Annotated in this window: 22 protein-coding genes; 8 read left to right on the top strand and 14 right to left on the bottom strand. The window is 42.0% G+C overall.

The window, feature by feature from the left end:
* Positions 1-61 precede the first annotated feature (61 nt).
* The 3 genes from V7L31_RS19045 to V7L31_RS19055 form a co-directional block, all read right to left on the bottom strand.
* A complete protein-coding gene (locus tag V7L31_RS19045) occupies positions 62-526 on the bottom strand; it encodes a GAF domain-containing protein (protein WP_334697681.1) in 465 nt (154 codons plus the stop codon).
* A gap of 192 nt (positions 527-718) precedes the next feature.
* A complete protein-coding gene (locus V7L31_RS19050) occupies positions 719-1,906 on the bottom strand; it encodes a tetratricopeptide repeat protein (protein ID WP_334697682.1) in 1,188 nt (395 codons plus the stop codon).
* 241 nt (positions 1,907-2,147) lie between these two features.
* The gene (locus tag V7L31_RS19055; protein WP_334697683.1) at positions 2,148-3,314 is read right to left on the bottom strand and encodes a pyridoxal phosphate-dependent aminotransferase; all 1,167 of its coding nucleotides are present in this window, start codon (positions 3,312-3,314) and stop codon (positions 2,148-2,150) included.
* 172 nt (positions 3,315-3,486) lie between these two features.
* Between V7L31_RS19055 and V7L31_RS19060 the strand changes: the two genes are divergently transcribed.
* Positions 3,487-4,155, top strand: a complete 669-nt coding sequence (locus V7L31_RS19060) for a ribonuclease T2 family protein (RefSeq protein WP_334697684.1) — start codon at positions 3,487-3,489, stop codon at positions 4,153-4,155.
* A gap of 56 nt (positions 4,156-4,211) precedes the next feature.
* Here the strand turns inward: V7L31_RS19060 and V7L31_RS19065 are convergent, their stop codons facing one another.
* Positions 4,212-5,294: a class I fructose-bisphosphate aldolase gene (locus V7L31_RS19065; RefSeq protein WP_334697685.1), complete on the bottom strand. Its 1,083-nt coding sequence runs from the start codon at positions 5,292-5,294 to the stop codon at positions 4,212-4,214.
* 365 nt (positions 5,295-5,659) lie between these two features.
* On the opposite strand from V7L31_RS19065, the gene V7L31_RS19070 reads away from it, so the two are divergent.
* Positions 5,660-5,974 carry a hypothetical protein gene (locus V7L31_RS19070; RefSeq protein ID WP_334697686.1) on the top strand — a complete coding sequence of 105 codons (315 nt, stop codon included), beginning with the start codon at positions 5,660-5,662 and terminating at the stop codon, positions 5,972-5,974.
* Between the two features lie 32 nt (positions 5,975-6,006).
* On the opposite strand, the gene V7L31_RS19075 is transcribed toward V7L31_RS19070, so the two are convergent.
* The 4 genes from V7L31_RS19075 to V7L31_RS19090 form a co-directional block, all read right to left on the bottom strand.
* Positions 6,007-8,598, bottom strand: coding sequence for an AAA family ATPase (locus tag V7L31_RS19075; protein WP_334697687.1), 2,592 nt, complete (start codon positions 8,596-8,598; stop codon positions 6,007-6,009).
* 61 nt (positions 8,599-8,659) lie between these two features.
* Complete coding sequence (locus V7L31_RS19080; protein WP_334697688.1) at positions 8,660-9,052, bottom strand: type II toxin-antitoxin system VapC family toxin; 393 nt, start codon at positions 9,050-9,052, stop codon at positions 8,660-8,662.
* On the bottom strand, positions 9,049-9,267 hold the full coding sequence (locus tag V7L31_RS19085) for a hypothetical protein (protein WP_334697689.1): 219 nt from the start codon (positions 9,265-9,267) through the stop codon (positions 9,049-9,051). Before V7L31_RS19085 ends, V7L31_RS19080 begins: the two co-directional genes overlap by 4 nt.
* 17 nt (positions 9,268-9,284) lie before the next feature.
* Positions 9,285-10,379: an ATP-binding protein gene (locus V7L31_RS19090; protein ID WP_334697690.1), complete on the bottom strand. Its 1,095-nt coding sequence runs from the start codon at positions 10,377-10,379 to the stop codon at positions 9,285-9,287.
* A gap of 214 nt (positions 10,380-10,593) precedes the next feature.
* On the opposite strand from V7L31_RS19090, the gene V7L31_RS19095 reads away from it, so the two are divergent.
* A complete protein-coding gene (locus V7L31_RS19095; RefSeq protein ID WP_334697691.1) occupies positions 10,594-10,830 on the top strand; it encodes a hypothetical protein in 237 nt (78 codons plus the stop codon).
* Between the two features lie 271 nt (positions 10,831-11,101).
* On the opposite strand, the gene V7L31_RS19100 is transcribed toward V7L31_RS19095, so the two are convergent.
* Positions 11,102-12,745, bottom strand: coding sequence for an acetolactate synthase large subunit (locus V7L31_RS19100; RefSeq protein WP_334697826.1), 1,644 nt, complete (start codon positions 12,743-12,745; stop codon positions 11,102-11,104).
* A 183-nt stretch (positions 12,746-12,928) separates the two neighbouring features.
* The gene (locus V7L31_RS19105; RefSeq protein WP_334697692.1) at positions 12,929-14,296 is read right to left on the bottom strand and encodes an NAD-dependent succinate-semialdehyde dehydrogenase; all 1,368 of its coding nucleotides are present in this window, start codon (positions 14,294-14,296) and stop codon (positions 12,929-12,931) included.
* A 476-nt stretch (positions 14,297-14,772) separates the two neighbouring features.
* Between V7L31_RS19105 and V7L31_RS19110 the strand changes: the two genes are divergently transcribed.
* A complete protein-coding gene (locus V7L31_RS19110; RefSeq protein WP_334697693.1) occupies positions 14,773-15,396 on the top strand; it encodes a Uma2 family endonuclease in 624 nt (207 codons plus the stop codon).
* 189 nt (positions 15,397-15,585) lie between these two features.
* Here the strand turns inward: V7L31_RS19110 and V7L31_RS19115 are convergent, their stop codons facing one another.
* The gene (locus V7L31_RS19115; RefSeq protein ID WP_334697694.1) at positions 15,586-17,238 is read right to left on the bottom strand and encodes an adenylate/guanylate cyclase domain-containing protein; all 1,653 of its coding nucleotides are present in this window, start codon (positions 17,236-17,238) and stop codon (positions 15,586-15,588) included.
* A 166-nt stretch (positions 17,239-17,404) separates the two neighbouring features.
* Between V7L31_RS19115 and V7L31_RS19120 the strand changes: the two genes are divergently transcribed.
* Positions 17,405-17,542 (top strand): hypothetical protein, encoded by a 138-nt coding sequence (locus V7L31_RS19120; protein WP_334697695.1) that lies wholly within the window; start codon positions 17,405-17,407, stop codon positions 17,540-17,542.
* Here V7L31_RS19120 and ylqF read toward each other — a convergent pair.
* Both ylqF and V7L31_RS19130 read right to left on the bottom strand, forming a co-directional pair.
* Positions 17,539-18,420, bottom strand: coding sequence for a ribosome biogenesis GTPase YlqF (ylqF, locus tag V7L31_RS19125; protein WP_334697696.1), 882 nt, complete (start codon positions 18,418-18,420; stop codon positions 17,539-17,541). The genes V7L31_RS19120 and ylqF overlap by 4 nt on opposite strands.
* Positions 18,421-18,535: 115 nt before the next feature.
* A complete protein-coding gene (locus V7L31_RS19130) occupies positions 18,536-19,027 on the bottom strand; it encodes a VOC family protein (RefSeq protein WP_334697697.1) in 492 nt (163 codons plus the stop codon).
* Positions 19,028-19,383: 356 nt separating this feature from the next.
* Here V7L31_RS19130 and V7L31_RS19135 point away from each other — a divergent pair, with 356 nt between their 5' ends.
* From V7L31_RS19135 to V7L31_RS19145, 3 genes are all read left to right on the top strand, one after another.
* A complete protein-coding gene (locus V7L31_RS19135; protein ID WP_334697698.1) occupies positions 19,384-21,495 on the top strand; it encodes an O-linked N-acetylglucosamine transferase, SPINDLY family protein in 2,112 nt (703 codons plus the stop codon).
* Positions 21,496-21,573: 78 nt separating this feature from the next.
* Positions 21,574-22,656 (top strand): DUF4350 domain-containing protein, encoded by a 1,083-nt coding sequence (locus V7L31_RS19140; RefSeq protein ID WP_334697699.1) that lies wholly within the window; start codon positions 21,574-21,576, stop codon positions 22,654-22,656.
* Positions 22,657-22,708: 52 nt separating this feature from the next.
* A complete protein-coding gene (locus V7L31_RS19145) occupies positions 22,709-23,659 on the top strand; it encodes an AAA family ATPase (protein WP_334697700.1) in 951 nt (316 codons plus the stop codon).
* A gap of 213 nt (positions 23,660-23,872) precedes the next feature.
* On the opposite strand, the gene V7L31_RS19150 is transcribed toward V7L31_RS19145, so the two are convergent.
* Complete coding sequence (locus V7L31_RS19150) at positions 23,873-25,825, bottom strand: protein kinase domain-containing protein (protein WP_334697701.1); 1,953 nt, start codon at positions 25,823-25,825, stop codon at positions 23,873-23,875.
* Positions 25,826-25,912: the final 87 nt, after the last annotated feature.

Below are 25,912 nucleotides of genomic sequence, written 5' to 3' on the forward strand. Positions count from 1 at the left end.
CGATCACTTTTCTTTCACACAGAACAAAGTTTAGCTTTAGGCATCCTTTTAGCTATTTCTGTTAACTGACGATTTTTCGGCTAATGGCATCTCCAATCTCCATCAGTATCTCTTCTTCTTCTGGAGTAAATTCGTAGGAAATTGGCTTGGCAATACCCAAAGTACCATACAATTGGCCATTCAGCATTAGCGGCACGGTGATAGAACCTTCCACCTTGGTTTCCTTTGCCGAGGGTCTAGCCACACCCGATTCATCGGTTTGCAAGTTGCAAATCTGCACAGGTCGCTTACGTTCGGCAGCGACACCGGCCATTCCTTTACCAATGGGAATTACCGTCATTTTAGGCAACAGAAATTCTGGAATGCCTTGGTAAGCCTTTAAGTGCAATAACTGGCTATCTCGATCTAGGGTATGGATAGTACCTGTAGAACAATCGAAAGCAGCCAGGATTTCGGTCAGCAGACGATTCCAGTCGATAGCTGGGTCTGCCAGGGTATCAAAAATTGCTTTGGTATCTGAAGTCACGTCGCTTTGCTCCGAATTCAAAATTCAAAATTAATGATCGCCATAAATAAATTTAGGGGCTTGTATCATGAGTCGTTTTCGGTCATAGTGGTAAGAAATGAATGATCAAAAACGCGGAAACGACAACCAAGGCAAAAATTGATTCTAAGGCTGATTAAAAATTTGAGTATAGTAATTCTCTGCAATACCCACTTACATCAATTCCATCTCCTGTAGCCCTTGGCGCAGCCTTTTAGCTTCTTCAGGATTATACCTTTCATGAAGAGCGATCGCTTTTCTAAAAGCTGTTAAACTATCTTGATGATTGCCAACTTTCAGCAATACTACTCCTAAATTTTGATAGGCTTCAGCATAGTTTGGATTTAACGCAATTGCATTTTGATAATAAGCGATCGCATCTATAAATAAACCCAAAGCTTTAAATGTCATCGCCAGATTATAATGCCCAAAAACAAAAGTCGGGTCAATTTTCAAAGCTGTGGAGTAAGCAGTTTTCGCACCGTTAAAATCTCCTGCTGCTTTGAGTAAGTTACCCAAGTTGTTGTATGCTCCTAATTTGAGCATGGGATAAATTGGTAATTTGATGGCAGCTTGATAATGAGAAATAGCTTGTGGAAATTTTTGCAATCGGCTGTAGGCAATGCCTAAATGATAGTGGAGTTCATATAAAATATCGTAGTTTTCTTCAGCAACAGTGATGCCTCGCCGAAGTAAATCCATCCCTTGGGTAATTTTCCCAGTTTCTACATACAATGCTCCTAATTTACTGCAAACATAGGGGTCATCAGGATGAGTCGCAAGAAACCCTTCCATTGCCGTTGCGGCTTTAGCATATTTGTTATTTTGAGCGATCGCATTTTTTTGATATCCTGTGTGTAAAAGTGCCACTCCTGGTAAATAACCTACTTGCCAATGGGGTTCTTTGGTTAAAATTGCTGACACGCTATCATCCACTAAGGCATGGTAAGGACGGTCAAAACGAATATCTGGATGATTGCGGAATAGCCTGGAAACCAGAGAATAGGGAGATTGTTCTGCACCAACTTCCTGGCGAACTAGGTTGATTAGCAGATATTCATCGCTAGCGATCGCCTCTTGCAACTGCGGTACAATTCCTGATGTTAGAGTTTCATCAGCATCTAATACTAAAATCCAATCACCACTGACATATTTTAGAGCTTCATTGCGGGCAGCACTGAAGTCATTACACCATTTAAAATGATGCACTTTTGCGCCGAGTTGTTGAGCAATATAGGGAGTGCGATCGATTGAGCCTGTATCCAACACTACCATTTCATCCACTACTTTTCTGACACTGTTCAGGCATTTAGGCAGTGTTGCTGCTTCGTTTTTCACAATCATGCACAGACTCAAACTCATAATTTAAAAATTGGGAGTGGGGGATATTCCCTTGTTTTTGAAATAGGTTAGCTGCTTTCTGTAAATCTGCGTATATTGGTTGCTTATGCAGAGAAGCAATCCTATATTATCTCGAATTTCATGAGTAGTCTAACAACTACAAAAATGCCCTCATGTTAAGAGGGCATTGTTATTGCTAAATCGAAAAGGTGAAGTGAAAAAGTTGGAGAGTTGCTAAATTCTCCTCACAAATAAAAACTAACTAAATACGCGATTTGACAAATTTCTCTAACCTATCTATGCCCTTTTCAATCGTCGCCAAATCTGTGGCGTAGGAAAGGCGAATGTTGTCATCAGCGCCAAAGGCAATTCCGGGAATGACTGCAACTTGATGTTCTCCCAGCAAAGCGTCACAAAATTCTAGAGATTTTAGACCGGTTTTGCTGATATCTGGGAACAGATAAAAAGCGCCATCTGGTTTTGCGGTACTCAAACCGGGAATGGCGTTGAGTCCGTCTAGCATTACCTGGCGGCGTTTGGCGAAGGCTTGGCGCATTTCTTCGACACAATCTTGAGAACTTTGTAGGGCTGCGATCGCACCATATTGGGCAAAGGTACACACGTTAGATGTACTATGCCCTTGGATGGTACTGGCTGCTTTAATGATTTCCACAGGCCCCGCTAAATAACCAAGTCTCCACCCAGTCATAGAATAAGCTTTCGCAAAGCCATTACTAATCAAAGTGCGGTCAAAAATTTCCTTCCCAAGAGAACCGATGCTGATATGTTCTGCACCGTCGTAGAGAATCTTTTCGTAAATCTCATCAGAGACAACAAAGATATCTGCATCAACTATTACCTGCGCCAGTGCTTTGATTTCATCTGGCGTGTAAACCATTCCTGTGGGATTAGATGGAGAGTTGAGGATAAATAACTTTGTTTTCGGCGTGATTGCTTTACGGAGTTGTTCGGGAGTAATTTTATAACCCGTCGTGGCATCTGTGGGCACAATTACTGAAACACCACCGACCAAAGTCACCATTTCGGGATAACTTAGCCAGTAAGGTGCAGGGATAATTACCTCATCACCTGGATCGATTAGCGCCACGATTAAGTTGTACAGAGAATGCTTACCACCATTGGTGACAATGACATTCTCAGACTTGTAATCAAGACCGTTATCAATTTTAAGCTTGTGGGCGATCGCTTCCCTTAACTTTGGTTCTCCGGCTGCTGCACCATATTTGGTTTTGCCTTCTTCCAAAGCTTTGACTGCTGCGGCTTTAATATGCGCTGGGGTGTCAAAATCTGGTTCTCCAGCGCTAAAACTACAAACATCTATTCCCTCTGCCTTCAGTGCCTTAGCCTTGGCTGCGATCGCTAAGGTTAATGAAGGTGTTACCTGACTTACTCTTGCTGCCAGCTTCATTCTTACTATTTTTGGCAAATCTTTCACTGATCTAAGGATATCCCAGAATCCCTACCAAGATTTGCTTTTTCTGAATTTGTTGGAGACTGGGGATCGGGGAGTGGGAAAGAATTCTTGACTCTTAACCATGTATCTTGTATAAACTTAATTTTAGAATAAAATCAGTGTTTATATGCAGATTAAGAAACTTTTCATCGCATCTTCTCTGTTAATTACTAGTCTTTTTATACCGAATGCTGCCATCGCTCAAAATCGCGGTACTCCGGGAAAATTTGACTTTTATGTACTGACACTTTCTTGGTCGCCAGATTATTGTGCAACAAATGGCACACGTGACCCGCAGCAGTGCGGTTCTGGAAGGAAACTTGGTTTTGTACTACATGGTTTGTGGCCGCAGTACCAAACTGGCTACCCAGCTAATTGTTCCACGCAAAAATTACCGGCGGAAGTAAAACGACAGTTTCCCAATTTGTATCCTAGTAATAAGCTTTACGATCATGAATGGGAAAAACATGGTACTTGTTCTGGGAAAACTCCTGCGGAATACTTGGGATTGAGTAAAAAGTTAAAAGATGCGATCGCTATTCCCGCAGCTTATAATCGTCCTAATAAACCCGTGCGTACCACAATTACAAATTTTAAAAATTCATTTGTGAGTGCGAATAATCAAATTACTGCTGATGGTGTAGCACCTTTTTGTTCTGGTTCGGGAAGATTTTTGCAAGAAGTCTTCTTTTGTTATTCCAAAAACGGCGAACCTGGTATTTGTAGCGCCGAAATATTGAAGCGATCAAAAACAAGTTGTGGTCAGCCAGATTTTTTATTGAGAAACGTTAGATAAAAATGGGGATTGGGCATGGGGCATTGATTATTTCCCCAGTCCCCAGTCCCCAGTCCCTAAGCTATCGTCACATCCGGTGACAAATAAACATCCTGAATGGTATGAAATAGTTTTACACCTTCCTCAAAGGGACGTTGGAAGGTCTTTCGCCCAGAAATTAATCCTGAACCACCAGCGCGTTTGTTGATCACGGCGGTGCGTACTGCTTCGGCGAAGTCATTTTTACCAGTCGCGCCACCAGAATTAATCAACCCCACACGCCCAGAGTAACAATTCAGTACTTGGTAACGAGTTAAATCAATTGGGTGATCGGTTGTCAGTTCTGTGTAAACGCGCTCATCTGTTTTCCCGTAACTCTTACCACTAGCTTTAGCAACTGCACCGTAACCATTGTTATTTTCGGGTAACTTTTGTTTGATGATGTCGGCTTCAATGGTTACACCCAAATGATTCGCCTGTCCGGTGAGGTCAGCCGCAAGGTGGTAATCTTTGTCTTGTTTAAAAGCATTATTCCGCAGATAACACCAGAGAATTGTCGCCAAACCCAGTTCATGGGCGCGTTTAAAAGCTTTGCTGATTTCCTGAATTTGTCTGGTAGAATTCTCCGAACCAAAGTAAATTGTCGCACCTACGGCAGCCGCCCCTAAATTCCAAGCTTGTTCCACATCCGCAAACAATACTTGGTCAAATTGATTGGGGAAAGTCAGCAATTCATTGTGATTTATTTTGGCAATAAAGGGAATTTTGTGGGCATACTTGCGCGAAACTATACCTAATGTTCCCAAAGTGGTAGCAACAGCATTACAATCTGCGGCGATCGCTAGCTTGATAATATTTTCTGGATCGAAGTAAATCGGATTGGGCGCAAAAGACGCGCCGGCTGAGTGTTCAATCCCTTGGTCTACTGGTAAAATCGAGAGATAACCTGTATTTGCCAGACGACCAGTAGAGTAAAGTAAATGGATGTTACGCAATACTTGAGGATTGCGATCGCTGTTAAGCCAGATTCGATCTACAAAGTCTGGCCCCGGCAAATGTATTAAATCACGAGAAACTTTTGCTTTGTGGGTAAGCAGGTCTTCAGCCTCTTTACCTAGCAATGACTCAATAGAATTAGCCTCTTTTAGCGTTGTAGTCATAGTATTATCCTCAAAGTTTGAGCAAATGACCTTGCCTTTAACATAGCATTTCTAATATTGCTAACTTGGTTGTACGGAGATTAGTGATATGTCTTCTTTCTGAAGATATAGCAATCTTATTGTATAAGTGAAAATCAAAAGGCTCAGATTCCCTACTTACTTTTAATAAGTCAGGAATCTTGTTGTGAATGATTAAGTAGGGCTATACTACCGGAAGTATTCAATCAACTTTTGGAATTGATGTTTTCAACTCAGTTATCAGCTTCAAACAGTACAATCATACTATCCTCAGATCGTAGCTGAAAATTGAAAAACCATCTTCCCCCAATTGTGGTAATAATTTTGAACAGAATAAATACAATTCTATGAGTAAGTTTCAAATTGATATCGACTTTAGCAGTATAGATTTAGCTTCCCTTGAGACAGAAGAAGATTTTCAAAGAGAGGCAAAAATATTACTACCAAAGGCACTGATCAAACTAGGTGAAAGTGTGGGTGAAAAGACTTGGGAAGAATTACAGCTAAAGCTGCAAGCAACTGGAGGTAAACTCAAATCTTCACCCAGCGAGAAACGTCGGTTTATTCAAGAAACCGGAAGAACTTATCAACGAAATGCTAGTAACAGAGAAAAACAAGAATTGGAAGAATATATAGTAGAGCAATTACGCCAGCACAAGTAGTATTTGTCATAATTTAACTTACCGGACATGATTCAAATAAACCAGCGACGAATCAACTCCACTTGGAAGCAATAGCCGTCGTCAACTTCCTCAATTAATTCACGTTGCAACAGCAAGTTGAAAGTAATATCAGCATGAGGGAACTGTTGCAATAGAGTTTGGCGGCTGACTATAGCCCCTTCCCCTTGAGTGGCGATAAAACGTAGAATAGCCTGTCCAGTAGCGTCTACTTGGTTGTTTTGAATGTCAGCAAAGAAAAAGCCCCCACTTTGCAAAGCTTCTGGTATCGCTGCTTCTACATCCGCTAAAGTTGCCAATCGCCGGATAGAGGGGTCTTGTTCATTCTTAAGGACAATAATTTCTGCACAGAGTAGTTGTACTAAAAATGGATGACAACGGGTGAGTTCTAGCACTCGCTCAACGGCGTTGGGTTCATAGCGGAGAGTAAAATCTTTGACGGGACGTTCAATTAATTGTCGTGCTTCCGCTTCTTTGAGGTAGGAGATATGCACAACTTGGACATTAATTAGATAACTAGCCCAGCGCTGATATTCTTCGATAGTATGAGATCCAGCCAGTAACACCTTGAAGCGGGGACGATGTTGGATGAGGTGACGCAGCATTCCTAAAACATCCTGTTCATCAAAGCGACCTTTGGCGATGGCATTGTCTAGCACCTCGAATTCATCTAGCGCTAGTAAGGCGCTATTTTGTTCTAGAGCTTGTTCTACTTTATCTAGCCATTCATAGAAATAGGTGAAGGGGTCAGATTTTAACACTTCGCGGGTTAGGGATGGTAGAGTTACACCTTGCTTTTTCGCTGACTTCTCCATATCTCTAGCCAGGTTGTAGAGAAAACCTGCATGGTCATTAGCTGATGAAGGTGCGCCTTGCAAGTCTACAAACATGGGGATGATGTTACTAGGTAGTAACTTTCCTATGTTATTGAGGAGGGAAGTTTTACCCATGCGTCGCTGACCGTATAGTAGCAGAGGTGGACGACGGTGGTCTAAAAGTAGTTGCTCAATGCGTAAGCCAATGTCATCGCGCCCGGTAAAAATTTCTTGCTTCCGTGTGAGGGGTACGCCGATAATGTGAGGAGAGTCTATTTCTTGACGTAGTTCAGTAATTTTAGCCAGTTCCTCTACATAATTAGTGACTATCTCATGCCAACTTTTGATAATGAGGTAGAAACGGACTGTGTTTTTGTTACCACTACGATACAAATTCTCTAACTGTAGATTTAATTCATCTGCAACATGTCTGAGGAGTAAGCGCTCGTTATAAGTACTTGATTGATTGAGAGCAGCATCTACATCCTCACTGATACGGCTAAAGATTCGTAGTAGAGGGCTAACTTCACTCTCTACTTCGCCAGTATTGAGAGTATCGTTTACATTTTCGTCGAAATTCCCAAAAAAGATTCGTCGTAGAGGACTAACTTTACTCTCTATAGAGGCAGTTACTAAACTGCGATGAGCTTTACGGATAGCTTCCACATCAGCACAGCCTTGTAAACTGCGTACATCCAGCTCAATTTGTGCAGCTTGGACTGCCCAGAACTGAAGACTGGTACTGAGATATTCTAGAGCAGCTTTGCCTTCGACTGGGTTATTTTCGATGACAAAGAGGAGATGCTTGTCTAGAGCTGGTAGATGTAAATACTGCAACTCATCCCAGAAGGCGGAGTGAAAGCGTAATAAACAAGGACTTTTAGCATTACGCTCTTTGTCTAATCTATAGAGAAGGTAATTCCAGGCGCTGAGAAATGGAAAGGATAGAACAGGCCGCCAAAAATGAATAGTTATTAGCAATAATATCCTTACTCCCGTGTTATGAAGCAAAATGAACATAAACATCATGTCGAACAACATCACCATCACCCTTACCACTGCGCCGAACACCATGCTTACCGCGGCGCCGAACGCCATGCCTCCCACCAGGCCTCCTATAATGCCTCCTATAATGCCTCCTATAATGCCTCCTATAATGCTGTCCGTGTCGGCGAGCACTAGTCCTTGCGGTTCGACCGCTCCTGCCACCGCTCCTGCCACCGCTCCTGCCACCGCTCCCGCCACGGCGAATGCCACCACTCCCGTGACGGCTCCCGCCATGCCTCCCGCCACCACTCCCGCCACCGCTCCTGGTACAGCGAATGCCACCGCTCCCGCCACGGCGAACGCTATGCCGAACGTCACGCCAAACATCACACCTAACGTCACCCCAAATACCACACCTAACGCTATCCTAAAAGCTATATTTGCGATTGGTTCACCCAATGCCCATAGTACTAAGCCCAGCAGTACGTTAGCCAAGATAGGTAAGATGAAGTATCCCTGGAAAAACAGCCGCCACAGAGCAAGGTTTCGCCATCCTCCTCGTATCAACAAGATAATCAGCCAGGAGTCCAATTTTAGGTCAGCGTCAATGCGCTTAAGGTGGTTACGCCAAGCTGAAGGACGGAAAACAAGCCAGAAAAGCAGTTGTAGACTACCGAGGATTAAGTTGCGGTGTTGCTGGGGTGCATTGGTGTAGCTGTTGGGGGGTAGTTGTGGTGAGGTCAACTTTTCTGCACTCCTATCTAATACTCGGCTTTGCTGAATCAGGATATTAAAGAACTTCACGTAAAAGCGCAAAAACGCAAAGAACAATTCATGGGTTAATCCAACAACGCTAACTTTTCTTTCAATTTTTGAGAGTTTGTACCCCAGGATATGCCAGAATTTTGGCGTCAACAGTTAGTAACGGACAGCCGTTAATTCTGGCAGTGGCTACAATGATTTGGTCAGATGGATCTCGGTGAAAACCTGTGAGTTTGGTTGATTCAACGATAATTGGAATTGTCAGTTCGAGTAGCTGCACTCCTGGATAAGCTAAAGCTACTGCTATCCACTCGTCAACTGAAATTGAAAAAGCAAGTTTGCGATTTTCAACCAGTTTGGCGACTTCCCAACAAGAAATAATGCTGACTCCTAGTCCTTGAGGTTGATATTCTTCAATCCAATCTCGATATCTCTGGTTTAGTCGTTCACTATTATCTACCCACCAAATCCAAATATGAGTATCTAAGATTATCATTGCAAGACTTCCCAATCCTCTATAGGTACAGGAGGCTCAAAGGGATCATCATAGTGAATAACTGTTCCCCGTAAAGGATAAGGATTAGATTCTGAAGGTTGGGGAAAACGTTCTAAAACAATAATTTCTACTGCTTCGCCAGCCTTAAACGGTAAATCCTCAAGAATCAAGGTTCCGTTTTGAGTTAACTTTGTTTCAATTCGGTGTGCTTTCATAGTTACTCCGCTAGTTGTCAATCTAATAAATGAGTAAATGATTTCATTTGTCGTAAAGCTTCCTCACACCAATTATCATCATTCTCCCCTTCTTCTAAGCTAAATAATCTTTCTCTACACAGAATTTGTAACAACAGTGGCCAGCAGCAACTTTGTGTCAAAATCCACTCTACATCTTCATTAGTGAAGGGAATGGGCGAACTTGCTATCAATTCTCGCGCTTGTGTCTCAGTCAATGCACCTAGATATGCGGTGTAGCCGAAAATATTGAAAAAGGGTGAACTGTGTCCTGTGTTTCGCGCCATTTCAATCGGTGATTCGGGGGTAGCCAAGACAAATGCTAGATTCCCCCCTGTGTGATTAGTCGCTAAAGACCGCAAACATTCCCAAAAGCCATCATTTAATTCTGGACAGCGTTGCAACCCAACACTAATCTCATCCAATAAGATGACTGTGGGAGAATGCAAATTATCGCTGACTACATCCATGAAATGATCTAAATCGCAAGGTGTCGGCACTTGCATCTTTAGTGATTCTAAGATGTACTTTAGCAGTCCTTCTCGGCTTTGCATTCGTGCGTCTTGTAAGTCTACAAAAATCCAACGGTAATTTTCTGGATGCGGTAGCCAGTCAGATTTTTGGTCAGGACGTAGCTGTTCTGCTGGGGTGGTGGTGATATTTTTTAAGTAGTGCAGCAGGGATGTTTTACCGCTACGCTTTTTGCCGATAATGGCGGCGTTTTGCAGGGGATGGCGTTTGAGTAAGTTGAAGAGACGTTTTAATTCTTTTTCGCGTCCAAAAAAGTAACGTGGTTGGGTGATGGGTGGGCCTGTGATGAAGGGTGATGCTTCCCCGTTAGTTGGCTGAGGTTTAGGCGGTTGAGTTTCTGGTTTTTTGTATGCAATGTCTTTCCAGTCTAACCCCAGTTTTTTGGTAAGTTCTACGAAATTCAGATAGTCAACAGGTTTACCAGTGAGAAAGCTTTTGACTGTGGAGAGAGAAATTTCTGTGTCATCAGCCAAAGACTGCTGGCTGTGATAGTCATTACGCCCAAGTGCTGACTTAACTTTTTCAATATACTCTGGGGCTACTCGGAGCGATCGCGCCATCATTCCTCATCGAGAAACTGCTGTGAGTATATCAGGTTTTTATACTCGCTAAATAGCAAAGCTGTTTAGTCATAACGTCTTGCACTCTAGATATTAGAGTCATCCTGAACTTAACCGATAATCAACTAAAACTTGTCTAATCGGTGACTGTTTCTCAACTCAGTTCTCAGCCAGCACCAAGTTGTAATGAGAATGTAAGGAATTAAGGGCTTTGAAAATGAAACGAGAACTGGGAATTCTGCAAATTATCTTATCACTTTGCGGAGTAATGATGTTTGGTACAGTAACTTACGCTGCGATTAATATGGTGAATGGTCAATACCAAGTTGAAATATCGCTCAATACTAAGGGACTCATTATTAAGTCAGATATTGACAAAAGGCAATGCAAAGCAGTAAAAGATATTGCCCAAGAGCAGGAAAGCACAAATTTAGACCAGAATACAATTAATTAGGAGTAAAAATCAGTAATCAGTTAGAAGTTATTAATTCTGAGTCATTGTGAATGAACCTCTGAGCTTTGTGGTTTTTTTTGCGAACCGCAAAGGACACATTCGCGCAGTGTCTCGTTAGAGAAGGACGCAAAGAAAGAGGAGAAATATATCTATAAATGAAGTGAAGTAAAGCGGTGCTACGAAAATACTAAAGGAGTAGAAATTAATAAAGAGTTAGGAATAAATAACTCCTAACTCTTGTACAGATGCCGATTAATCGCGTCTCTAATTTTTACACCGCGCAACTCAACTCGCCGGCTTTCTGACTAAAGCGGTGATTCTCCCGATAATCTACGGGACAATCTATCACCGCAGGTACATCTTGAGCGAGGGCCTCTTTGAGAGTGGGAATCAAATCTAAAGCCGATTCAACTCGGTAGCCTTTTAAACCCATGCTTTCGGCGAATTTGACGAAATCAGGATTGCTAAAATGCACAAAGGATGAGTTTCCTTTACCAAATTGATTTTCTTGCTTCCACTCAATTAACCCATAACCACCATCATTGAAAATTATCGTGACAAAGGGCGTTCCGACACGCAAGGCTGTTTCTAATTCTTGAGAATTCATCATAAAGCCGCCATCGCCTGTGACAGCAACGACTTTACGCTTAGGATGAACCAGTTTTGCTGCTAAAGCGCCAGGAATGGCAATACCCATAGCCGCGAAGCCGTTGGAAATTATGCAAGTATTGGGACTATGGCAATGATAATGACGAGCCATCCACATTTTATGTGCGCCAACATCAGAGATGACGATATCATCTGGGCCCATGACTTGACGTAAGTCATAAATTAACTTTTGCGGCTTGATGGGAAATCCGTCATCATGGGCATACTGTTCGTAATCAGCGCGAATCTCCGATCTTAAGCTGATAGCAAAGGGATCGGGTTTACCTTGTCTGTCTGCTAATTTTAAGATTTCATAGAGGGAATCTGAAATATCTCCCACGACTTCGGCGTTAGGAATATAACTACTATCAATTTCCGCTGGACTTACCCCAATATGCACAATGGGAATTTCACCATTTCGATTCCATTTCTTGGGGGAAAACTCAATCAAATCATAGCCGATCGCAATTACTAAATCTGTGTTATCAAAGGCACAGGTAATGAAGTCTCTTTGCTGTAATCCTACTGACCACAAAGCTAGTTGATGTGTGTAGGGAATAACGCCTTTACCCATGAAGGTATTGGCAACAGGTATATTCAGCAAGGTGGCAAATTGTGTGACTGCATCACTTGCGTGAGCGCGAATTGCTCCATTTCCGACTAAGATTAATGGGTTAACTGCTTGGCAAATTGCGGCGGCTGCTGCCCGAATGCTAGCAAAAGATGCATAAGTTTTTTCGCTATTATCCTTACGCAAAGGTTTGCCTTCGACGGGCATAGCAGCAATATTTTCTGGCAAATCGATGTGAACTGCACCAGGTTTTTCAGATTGTGATCGCTTAAATGCTTTCCGCACTACTTCGGGTGTAATACTCGGTCGCACAATCTGCTTATTCCACTTGGTAACAGGTGCAAACATTGCCACCAAATCTAAATATTGATGGGATTCAATATGCATTCTATCTGTTCCCACCTGACCGGTAATCGCCACTAAGGGCGCACCATCAAGGTTAGCATCTGCTACCCCAGTCATCAAATTAGTTGCCCCAGGGCCAAGAGTAGAAAGACACACTCCAGCTTTTCCGGTTAAGCGTCCGTAGACATCGGCCATGAATGCTGCACCCTGTTCATGACGAGTCGTAATAAATTTAATCGAAGAATGTTTTAAAGCTTCCAAAACGTGCAGGTTTTCTTCACCAGGGAGTCCAAAAATATATTGCACTCCTTCATTTTCTAGGCACTGCACCAATAATTCTGCTGTATTCATTTTTCTTGCCGACAACTCTATTAACGAATAAGACTTTTGTTTTTTGTCATTAGTCATTTGTCCTTTGTCATTTGTCCTTTGATTAATACTTCGACTACGCCTTTCTCTACGAGAGGCTGCGCCAACGACTACGCTCAGGACAAGCTCAGTACAAGTGACCAATGACCAATGACCAATGACTAATCATTTAACCCACACGGTTTTCACATTGACAAACTCATGTATACCTTGGATACTCAATTCTCTGCCATATCCAGAATGCTTGATGCCACCAAAGGGCAATCGGGGATCGGATTTGACCATACTGTTGATAAACACGGCACCGGCTTCGATTTCCTCAACTAAGCGATCGCTCTCTTGGTTGTTGGTTGTCCAAGCACTTGCACCTAAGCCAAAGGGTGAGTCATTAGCGAGTTTAATGGCAGCATCGATATCAGGAACCCGGAATAACAAGGCTACTGGGCCAAAGAATTCTTCTTTTGCGATTGGTGTATCAGGCGGGATATCTATGATAATCGTTGGCGGATAAAAGTTTCCAGGACGATCTGATAAAGGATGTCCACCGGTGAGGACTTTACCACCGCTGCTGATTGCGTCTTGCACTTGTTTATCTAAATCCTGGAGAATACCAGGTGTTGCCAGGGGGCCTAAATCGGTATCCGGTTCCATAGGATCGCCTACTTTTAGCGCCTGAAATTTTTCTAAAAGTAATTTTTCAAATTTGTCTGCGATCGCATCTGCGACAATAAAACGTTTCGCTGCAATACATGATTGCCCGTTATTTAACATCCGCGCTGTAGTTGCTGTGACAACTGCTGTCTCTAAGTCAGCACTTTCTAACACAATAAACGGGTCACTTCCTCCTAATTCCAAAACGGTTTTTTTAATTTGTTTGCCGGCGGCGACGGCGAGGGATGCACCTGCTGGTTCGCTTCCGGTCAAGGTAGCAGCTTTTACGCGGTCATCAGCCATTAAATCGGCAACTTTGGCAGCGCCGATTAATAGAGTTTGAAAAGCACCTCCAGGAAAACCTGCCCGTCGGATAATATCTTCAATTGCCAAGGCGCACTGCGGCACATTGGAAGCGTGTTTGAGTAAGCCGACATTTCCGGCCATCAAAGCTGGTGCGGCAAAACGAAAAACTTGCCAAAAAGGGAAATTCCACGGCATCACCGCGAGAATCGCACCCATTGGTTGATAACGTACAAAACTCTGACTGGCATCAGTTTTTACACTGACATCAGCGAGAAAACTAGGGGCGTGTTCGGCGTAGTAGCGACAGACGGCGGCGCATTTTTCGACTTCTGCGATCGCAGCTTTAAATGGTTTACCCATTTCTAGAGTCATTAACTTAGCAAATTCTGCTTTGTCTTGCTCTAAAATGTCGGCAGCTTTTTCTAACCATTGCGATCGTGTCAAAAAACTAGTCTGACGATACTGTTCAAAAGTCTGATTAGCTAAATCGAGTTTAGCGACAATTTCTGTATCATTGAGCGCCTCAAAGGTTTTGAGCGTCTCCCCAGTGGCGGGATTAATGGTGGCAATCGCCATTACCTGACCTCCCGTTAAAAAATAGCTTGAAGTTGGCTTCCTAATGTTATACATATAAACTGAGGAAGCTACCACCCAAATTCTAGTCTTTTCGCCAAAAGTTAGCTGCTGAATATTACAATTTCGCAATTTTAATTGAATCAAAGTATACCAATCAATAAGTATTAATGTTGATGAATTAAATACAATTGAAGAAGAATTCAGAAGTCAGAATTCAGGAGTCAGAATGAAGACGCTCCCTACGAAACGCTAAAAGCGTAGCTTGCTTCCCTGTAAGGGTACGCGGACTCGCTATCAGTGGGGAATTCAGACCCGCCACTGATTTAAAACCACTAAATAAAAGATTTAGTGGGGGTGCAAAAACGCCCTGGATTCATCCACCAGTCGCACAAAAAACATTGCTGAATTCTGGCTCCTGACTCCTGAATTCTGTTTCGAGAAAGTTGCTATAATTTGCACAATTGAGGAATCAAGCCATGACTCAAGTCTTAGGCAAAGTAGTTACATTCGATGAGTTCGTTGCTAAATATCCAGATAACAGGGGACAACGTTACGAACTATATGATGGAGTAGTAGTAGAAATGCCACCACCAACAGGCGACCATGAAGAGGTGATTGGATTTTTAGCCACAAAAATAACTTTAGAATACAGTCGCTTAAATCTTCGTTATTTCATCCCCAAAACAGTATTCGTCAAACCAGTTGAGAACGAATCGGCTTATTCCCCAGATGTCCTGATACTAAATCAGCCTAATTTAGTTAATGAACCTCTGTGGAAAAAAACATCAACTGTTACTCAAGCAGCATCAATTCCTTTAGTAATTGAGGTGGTAAGTACAAACTGGCGTGATGATTATCTAAAAAAATACGCTGACTATGAAGAAATGGGGATTCCTGAATACTGGATTGTCGATTATGGTGCATTGGGCGGTAGAGAATTTATTGGGAAACCCAAACAACCGACTATTTTAGTTTGCTGTTTAGAAGAAGGTGAGTATCGCGTTAGTAAATTTCGAGGAAATGACCCTATCCAGTCGCCAACTTTTCCAGAGTTAGATTTGACAGCAGAGCAAATTTTTAGTGCTGGCACAGTTAGGTAATTCGTAATTCGTAATTCGTAATGACGCTCCTACGGACGCTCGATTACTCGCTACTGCTTCGCTAACGTAATTCGTAATTGCCAGCATTCCTATTCATCTTTACAGGAATATGTCACTTAGTGACATACTGCCAGATGTAGGAGTATGTCACTAGATGGGTTATAGAATCTAGACCTCAAAGCCCAATCGCTAAAGATTAATGATTGGAGCAATGATAGTTGGTACTTGCTGCAAATTTGTCTGATAAACCTTAACTAGTCGCTCAATCCCTTTGAAACGATAATCTCCCATTTCTTGGAAGTCTGAGGGTTGTGAAAGCATTTTATGGGTGGCTTCACTAATCACGCATTCACTAGGAGGACAAACTGCCTCCATCCGAGCAGCAAGATTAATTGTCGCGCCTAATGCCGTATAATCTACTCTTTGGGAACTACCGACATCTCCCACCACAGCCTTACCGCTATTAATCGCAATGCGTAATTGCAGGGGTTCGTGCCAAAAACCATTGGCATTAAGATGTTCGAGGCGAGTAAGCATTCCCTTGGCAGCAGTAACAGCGCGATCGGCGTGATCTAGTTGCGGTTCTGGAGCGCCAAAAAATGCCATAATACAATCGCCAATGTATTTATCTAAAGTGCCGCCGCAAGTAAATACTTCTTTTAGCATTTCTTCAAATAAATTATTTAATAGTTTTGCGATCGCAGTTGGTGTTAACCTTTCAGAAATTGCTGTAAAGCCAACTAAATCCGCGAACAAAATACTGATTTCGCTTTCGGCAGGAGCTAAACGGCCACCCGGTAATCCGCCTACAGAGATTAACTGCTGTACAACTGCTGGAGAATGGTAACGTTCTAGTCGGTGGCGAATCATCTCTTCAGTTTTGAGTTTCTCTACTAATAGCCAACGCTGCACACTAGAAGCCACAAGGTTTGCTAAAGCTGAGAAAAAGCTCAATTCTTCTTCACCTTCATTTGCCCAATGGTAAGAAGAAAAGTTGGCATCGGCATATAGTACGCCTACAACTTTATTTTCATCCCATAAAGGCACAGCCATCGCGCTGCGAATGCCTTTGACTAAAATACTCTGTTCGCTAGCAAACCGTTCATCCTGATGAGTATCACCAGTTTGAATGACGACTTTTTCCTCAAATACCTTTTGACAGATACTACGACTAATCCAACTACCATCAGCAGGGAGATTTTTCTGTTGAGAAATATTTCTAGTAGCAGCATTGACTAATTCCAACTGGCCGCAACCGTTGACATCAATGAGTAATGCCAAGCGGTCGATACTATCAAGGTAACGAAAAACTACTTGCTGTACTTGAGAAAAAATCTCTTCTATAGACGCCGCTGCACAGAGATTTTTCGCTATGTCTACTAAATCTTTGAGACGGGCAATGGTTTTGTCCTTATTATTGATGTTGCCATCTTTGCTATCAGCTGCAATCCATTGCTGTTGTAGTTGTTCGACATTGTGAAGAATTGTTCTTTGCTCATTAATGTCCGAAATTTCGGGATATCCAGGTGTCGGTTGAGAAACAGGGCTGGTGAGCAGTACTACCAGGCTAACATTGCCCAGCCAAATGATATCGCCGTGATGTAACTCTTGGGGATAGTTAACAAGATATTTATTGACTTGCGTTCCGTTTTTGCTGCCCATATCCTCAATAGTCCACACCCCGTCAGCTGTTTTCACTAGGCGAGCATGGTTGCGGGATACTCCAGCAAAAGGTAAGTACAAGTTACATTCCGGCAAACGACCAATTGTAAATACATTTTGGTCAACTGCGATCGTTGTCTCGTTATCTCCCTCTTGTAGGCGTAGTGTGAGTTCAGTCATGGGTGTGATAGATCCATCGAAGCTAGGGGTCAAGCAACTCTAAGGTTAAGTTATACCCTACAGGTTAACCTTAGAGTTGCTTTATGACACTGTTAAATGCATTCCGACAACTGCATGTGACAGATATTACATTAAATAATGCTCTTGTGATGGAGCGATCGCATCTGTGACATCACCTGAAAAAGTAGCACATCAAACAGTTTTGATCTACTATCACCCAGATATCACTGAAGCCGAGTGTCCAGATTTTTGGAACGCTACTCGCCTACTACTCAAAAATGGGCTGAGAATGCTTTTAATCTAGTTAGGTGGTAATTCTAAACTAATTTCACCCAACAACCCTTTGCGAAAATCTGTTAAAAGTTGCCTTGCAGCTCGCTCGATATCACCTTTGTAACGATGCTCTGCTAAGGCGTGTAAATAGGTATCTCCGGTGTCTGATGTTGAATCGAGTTGGTAACGAGACTCTAATGGTTTTTTTGGTAATAAATCTGCGGCTACAGCGTCCAAATAGTTCAGTAAATCCACTAGGGCTGCTGCTACTAGCTGGTTATCGTAAGATGCTTCACCGATATCATCACAAATAGCTAATTTTAATGCTGCGTCTTGGTCTTCTAATCTTAGAGGAATGACACCAGGAGCATCTAGCAATTCCAAATGTTCGGAAATTCGCACCCAGCGCAGTTGACGAGTTACCCCAGGACGGGCTGCACTTTCCACGACTCGTTTTCCCAATAGGCGGTTAATTAAAGCTGATTTACCGACATTAGGAAAACCAATCACCACAGCCCGCACTGGACGGGGTAACATCCCGCGATCGCTTCTTCTTTGATTGAGTTCTACCCCAGCGGCTTGTGCTGCCCGTGCTACTTCTGCTATACCTTTACCATGTTGAGCGTTAGTAAAATAAGGGACTTCTCCTTGACGTTTAAACCAATCAATCCATAGCGATCGCATTTGCGGCGTAATCATATCTACTCGGTTAAGTATCAACACCCGTGTTTTACCTTCCACCCACTCCCCTATTTGGGGATGGTGAGTTGCTAAGGGAATCCGGGCATCTCGTACCTCAAATACTACATCTACGCGCTTCAGCTGTTCTTTCAGCTTCCTTTCGGCTTTCGCAATGTGACCTGGATACCATTGAATCAGGTTTAATCTATAGTTTTGAGTTATGGCCATTTTTGATTATTAACTATTAATTACTTATTATCGCCAATAAGAGGGATTGGGGACTGGGGATTGGGGATTGGGGAGAATAATAACTCCTAACTCCTAACTCAGCACTCATTACTCATTACTCATCACTCTCTTTGGCTTGATGTAAAATCAGACGATTACCATCAGGGTCATAGGCATAAATTTCTCTGCCGTGAGAAGCAATGGAAATTTCTCCTGGTGGAGGATAGCCCAAAGATGTTAGGTGAGCGATCGCATCTTTTAAGTTGCTCACCTCTAAACACAAACTTATCTTACTTTTGGTGTAGAAATAAAGTGGTGCAGGGGTCGTAGTTTTGATGGTTCCCGTTGTTAACGCAGCATTAGCGAGTCCGAGAGTATCACTTTCAAACCCGAAAGGGTTGTCGTTAGACATCACTTCAAATTCAGATTCGTTTGTGTTCTTTGGTTGAAAAATACCTAATCGCATACCAACCAAATTAAACTCAGCATAGACATTGGGTGTCAAAAGAACTGGCTTCTGCTCTAACAATTTAGTATAAAAATTTACTAAACTCTCCCAATTAACTGATGCTATGGTGACAAATGCGTTAGTGTAATGTAAAACCATATTTGCCTATCGCCATTTGAACTTTATTTAATTATATTTTTGACTTTGCCTGAAAAATAAGTAAGTATTAACACTAGTGATATTGAAACGAAGTGATTATAATGAAAGTCAAAAATGAAACCTTCAAATCGCCTTGCTTAGATCGGAGCGATCGCTTGTGCAATTTGAGTGATATTATGTGCAATTAAATAGCTTTGGCAATTCTATTTGATTTGCAAATACCTATAACCTCAGATCCCTGACTTATTAAAGAAGTCAGGGATATTTTTGTTCTGATATTACTGATGACATCGCTGTAAAAACATATATAGTAGTGCCTATACGCAAGGCAAGTTGTCATTAGTAATTGCAACGCTATGTTAATTAATGAATTAAGAGATATTAATTTTATTATTTTTCCTGATTGGTCTAATTTAGAAGCTGCGATCGCAGAAGACTTGATGAATGTTCTCAAAACTCTTTCCACACATCCAGCTAGACAAGATATAACACTGCTAATTGACAGTCAAAGTTTATCTGATGAATTACAAGATAATGCTAACTCATTGCTTTTTGAAACAGTTCTAAAACTTAGTTTAGAAGAGGATGTCTCTGAAGAATTGAATGTAGGGCTTACAGGTCAGTTAACCACCCAAGAATGGTCTATTATTAAATCATTAATTAACTTTTGCATCGTAATTAATAACGAAGATCGACACATTATCCAGCAGCAAGAAATCGCCCAAATTCCCAGATGTGAATTGTCAGAACTTGAACAGCAAACTATTTATGAAGCGGCTCGATTAGAGTCTTGGCACAGATGGGGTGACTATTTCGCAGACAGTGAATCTCCTGAAAACGCTATCCCATATTACAGCAAGTATTTATCCAGTTGTCCGCACCAGATTAGCTATTATCTGAAGCTAAGTAATGTTTTGTATAAAACTGGCCAAATGCAAGCAGCTATCGAAACATTGCAGAACGGTATTAGCAATTGTCCTGAAGCAGAAGAACTCTATTACTGGCTGATTATTCGTCTAAAGCAAAGCCAGAACTATCTGGAAGCTCGTAACTTCGCTCAACAGGTTACAGAGAAGTTTCCTGAAAACTACGTATTTAAAATGTTGAGCTATCTTATGCTCCCAGAAACTTATCATACTCCTCAAGAAATTGATATCTACCGGGCATGGTTTCAGCATGGGTTAGAAAAGCTGATTCAAGAAATAACAATTAGTAGCCCTGAGGAGCAAAAAAAAGCTCTCAGAGGAATCAGCCATCATACAAATTTTTTTCTTGCATATCAGGCAAAAAATGATCTGTTGTTACAGCAGGAGTATGGACGGCTAGTTCACCAAATTATGGCGGCAAATTATCCGCAATGGAGTCAGAAGCATCCGACTTCTTCTATTAGCAACAATCAAAGAATTAAAATTGGCTATCTTTCCTATTTTTTATGTAGCTGGAGTGGAACAGTTTTGTTCTTAAACTGGCTGAAATATGTAGATAATCAAAAGTTTGAAATTTATTCGTATCACATAGGACATCAAATTGATACTGCTACTCAATTATTTCAGTCTTATAGTAAAAAGTTTTATCATTTGCCAAATAGTTTAGAACAGGTTTGTCAACAAGTTATTGACGATCGCCTTGATGTGTTAATTTTTCCAGAATTAGGCATGGATGCCACCACACTATGTATTGCTGGACTCCGTTTAGCACCGATTCAATGTATGGCTTGGGGGCAACCGGTCACTTCTGGACTACCCACCATTGACTATTTTTTATCTAGCGAACTGATGGAGCCTCTGAATGGCCAATATCACTACACCGAAAGCCTGGTACGTTTGCCTGGTGTTGGGATTTCCTATCCTAGTATCAAAGTTGACTCAGTTCGCCGGAACCGATTATTTTTTGGATTACGAGAAGATGCGATCGTCTATATCTCTAGTCAAGCTGCCTATAAATATCTACCGCAGTACGATTACATTTATGCAGAAATTGCCCGTCAAGTTCCCAATGTTCAGTTTATGTTCCTGCGCTCTGGGATTTCTCAAGAACGTCTGAAACGGGCATTCGCGGCTGTCGGGTTAGATAGCCTTGACTATTGTGTATTCTCTCCTGTTCTACCGCGTGATGATTACTTTGACTTGCTTTCTTTGGCAGATATTTACTTAGATACCTTCGACTGGGCGGGTGGTAACACAACACTGGATGCGATCGCCTGTCATTTACCGATTGTCACTTGTCCTGGTGAGTTTATGAGGGGGCGTCATTCTTATGGTTTCTTGCAAGCTATCGGTGTAACACAGACAATTGCAGATGATACCTCGCAATATATTCAGATTGCAGTGCGATTAGCCGTAGATATTAATTGGCGATACTCAGTTCGTGAAGCTCTAAAACTCTCAAGGAACGTTCTATTTGATAATCCCACTGCTACCCAAAATTTAGAAGCATTTATCAAGCAGGCGATCGCTTTGAAAAACTAAAGCAAGTATATTTTGACTTTATCTGAAAAATAAGTAAGTATTAGCACTAGTAATATTCAAAGGCAATAAAAGTCGAATATGAAACGTCCAAATCGCCTTGCTTGGATCGGAGCGATCGCACTATTAGCGATGGTTATACTTAGTTTATTCGCGGCTCCCAATAATACTAAACTTAATGCTGGTTCCACTTATAACCGCGCACCTAATGGCTATGCTGCTTGGTATGCTTTTATGCAACAGCAGGGAACCTCTATTCAACGCTGGCAAAAGCCTTTTAGTGATATTCAGCCAGAAAATAGCCCAATTACCCTCCTCCAGGTAGGCGGGGAGACGATACTAGGTAGTCAAGAGCGTGAATGGGTAGAAAAAGGAAATACTTTGGTAATTTTGGGTGCGGGAGCGCGGGTTACTGAAGCGGAGTTTAGTACTATGCAGAAATCTCCCCAAGGTAATATTAAAATTGATACACGTAGACGAAATAAGAAAGCTAAACAGGAGCAAGTTGATTTAGGCGATCGCTTTGGTGCTGTTGTCTGGAAAGAAAATTACGAACAGGGAAAAGTGATTTTTTCTACCACTCCTTATTTAGCCGCTAACGCTTACCAAGATAATTTAAGTAATTTTAAGTATCTAGCTAGTCTAGTAACTGAAAAAAATAACACAATCTTTGTCGATGAATACATCCACGGTTACAAAGATGCCGATGTCAGGAAGAAAGAAAACGAAGGAGATTTATCTAGCTTTTTTGCTAAAACTCCTTTATTGCCAATATTGGTGCAGGTAGGTATCTTGCTATTGGTGCTAATTTGGGCGCAGAATCGCCGTTTTGGTAAGCCAGTAGCTTTAGATATACCAGTTACAGATAACAGCGAGGCATATATCCAAGCTTTAGCTGGAGTCTTACAGAAAGCTGATACCACCGACTTTGTTGTAGAGATGGTGGGTAAACAAGAACAACTACAACTCCAAAAAGCCTTGGGATTAGGACAAATACTTTTAGAACGTGAAGCCTTGATCAATTTTTGGATCGAAAAAACAGGTGCAAGTGCAACAGAACTAGATGCAGTTTTAAAGCTACAATCTCGCAAACAACCCATCAGTGAACAAGACCTGTTAAGCTGGTTGGGGAAATGGCGAACCATTAGGTTAATTCGTAATTAATTTTTGGAATTAAGCATAATATCTTTGCGTTAGTTATTTATCAATAAAAAATATGAGCGAAACTCATCCGATCTTAATTCGCCTTGGTCAAAGTCTTAATCAAGTAATTGTTGGACAATCTAGCCTAATACAACAACTTTTAGTAGCATTGCTAGCAGGTGGACACGTAATTTTAGAAGGAGTACCGGGAACTGGTAAAACCCTCCTAGTAAAAGTGTTGGCGCAGCTAATTCAAGGTGAGTTTCGCCGAATTCAATTAACACCAGATGTTTTACCTTCAGATATTACTGGTACAAACATTTTTGATTTGAATAGCCGCAATTTCACTTTGAAAAAAGGGCCAATATTTACTGAAGTGCTGCTAGCAGACGAAATCAATCGTACTCCTCCCAAAACACAAGCGGCGCTACTAGAAGCAATGGAAGAGATGCAGGTAACGCTAGATGGTGAAAGTTTGCCATTACCAGATTTATTTTGGGTGATTGCAACCCAAAATCCTCTTGAATTTGAGGGTACTTATCCCTTACCAGAAGCGCAGTTGGATAGATTTTTATTTAAGCTGGTGGTAGATTACCCAGACCAAGCTGCTGAGAAACAAATGTTACTCAATCGTCAGGCGGGTTTTGCCGCAAGGCGTTTGGATATTAGCCGTTTAAAACCAATCGCAACAATCGCTGACATTTTGCAGGCACGACAAGCAGTCAAAGAAGTTAAAGTATCAGAAGCGATCGTTGATTATTTGTTGGCGTTGGTGAGAACATCACGTCAATATCCTGATTTAACTTTGGGCGCATCGCCTCGCGCCGCTGGTGCTTGGTTGCAGACATCTCAAGCCTTAGCATGGTTAGCTGGAAGGAATTTTGTCACACCAGATGATGTTAAAGCAGTTGCATCGCCACTACTACGTCATCGCCTCATTTTGAAACCAGAAGCAATGCTGGATGGTTTACAAATTGATGCGGTAATTGCCTCGGTAATTAATCAAGTACCAGTTCCAAGGTAAAAAACTATTTGGGAACTGCAAGACATAAATTATCCAATATTGTGGGGTGGGCAACATGAGCGCCATATAATAAACTGGGCGGCCGAGATGCCCACCCCACAAGAGTTATTTCTATACAATACTAAATTTCTGACATATAAAATTTTGATTTTAAGGTGCTAAGAAAGAGACTAATAGCCTGCGATTTCTAACCGTCCTTTGGGTTGCTTAGTTCTAAATTCTGTTATTAGGTAAATCTTGCTGGTTGCTTGGCTCTTTACGAGATTGCGATTGAGTATATATATAGGTTACTAACGCTAAAGTCAGTCCAATGGCTAAGATCACTCCCAGGATTCGCAAGAAATTGGGAGTAATTTTCGTAGCTAGCTGCTCATTTAGCCTTGGTTGGTAAATAGTGTCATCGGTTCGCACTTGTGGTTTGCCTTGATGAGATGCAGTCCGAGGTTGATACAACGTCACATCTGGTGGCACTTGTGGTCTGCCTTGATTAGACGCTGGTCGTGGTTGAAACAGCGTTTTATCTGGCGGCACTTGTTGCCCACCTTGATTAGATGCCTGTCGTGGCTGAAATAACGTTTTATCTGGTGGCACTTGTTGCCCGCCTTGATTAGATGCCTGTCGTGGCTGAAATAACGTTTTATCTGGTGGCACTTGTTGCCCACCTTGATTAGATGCCTGTCGTGGCTGAAATAACGTTTTATCTGGTGGCACTTGTTGCCCACCTTGATTAGATGCCTGTCGTGGTTGAAACAGCGTTTTATCTGGTGGTACTTGTTGCCCGCCTTGATTAGATGCCTGTCGTGGTTGATATAACGTTACGTCTGGTTTGCTGGTGTTCGGATTATTCACAGGACTCTGTTGATTTTGCTCAACGGGGTTAAACGGTCTGGGAACAGTTTCGTGATTTGAACCTTGATTGTACTCAGGCTGAAGAGGAGGAACAGTTTCCTCAGGTTGGTTTTGCTCAATCGGGTTAAATGGTCTGGGAACAGTTTCGTGATTTGAACCCTGATTGTGTGCAGATAAAGGACGCAGAATGGTGTCGTCGTTCGATTGTCTGGGAACAGTTTCGTGATTTGAACCCTGATTGTGTGCAGATGAAGGACGCAGAATGGTGTCGTCGTTCGGTTGTCTGGGAATAGTTTCGTGATTTGAACCCTGATTATCGGAAGATTGCGATCGCCCAGTAATCTGTCCAGATACACTAGTATTACCCGTAACAAATTTGGCAGCAGATTGTAAAGCTTGACTGAGTTCTTCTACAGTTGCAAATCGGTTAGCTGGGTTTTTGTGGAGGCATTTCATCACCACATCTTCCAATTGTACGGGTAAATGCTCACATCCTGATTGCGATCGCAGTGGTTTTGGTGGCTCATAAGCATGAGCTAATACCCAAGAAGCCTCGCTAATATGACTACCCTTAATGCTGATTCCAAATGGGTCAGATGCACTCAGCATTTCATAAAGGATAATCCCTAAGCTGTAAATATCACCCCTGGCATCCAAGTTTTGATCGCTTTGGATTTGTTCAGGTGGTGCGTAACGAAATGTACCAATAAATGTACTAGTTATATTTGTAATATTGGAATTTTCTGAAGATTCACTACGAATTTTGGCAACACCAAAATCCAAAACCTTGACCCACTCTCCCAAATCTGTAGGCGTTAAAAATATATTATCTGGCTTTAAGTCGCGGTGAACTACCTGAATATGCTCAGTAGTTTTGCCACCTTCTCGTTGCAGAGTAACTCCTTGATGGGCAAGTTGTAGACCCTTACAAACTTGCGTCATAATCTTTACAGTCCGCTCAACAGATAACCGCTTTTCGCGTAGCAGTAATTGTCTGAGCGTTTGCCCCCGCAAATATTCCATCACATAAAATGGAAAACCTTCTGGAGTTACACCACAGTCACTAATTTTGACGATATGATCGCTTTGCAAAGCAGCACAAACTGCCACTTCACGCTCAAAACGCTTTCTCATTTCTTGTGATGCTACCAGCGTATCTTTGAGCAACTTCAAAGCTACCTGTTGACCAACACGGGTATCCGTTGCTAGGAAGACTTCTCCCATACCACCCCCGCCTAACCGTCTGTCTAAACGGTATCGCTGGTTATCACCTACTAAGCGACCATTCCAAGAATTTGAAGAAGGTGGGGATTTCATCTGGGGCAACCCATCTTAAGTTACGTTAAAGTTTTAACTTTAGTCAAAGATAATACTATTGTTACAAATATTACAATTTTTTACTTG

Source organism: Nostoc sp., from assembly GCF_036916655.1.
In the GTDB taxonomy this organism is placed as follows: Bacteria; Cyanobacteriota; Cyanobacteriia; order Cyanobacteriales; family Nostocaceae; genus Nostoc.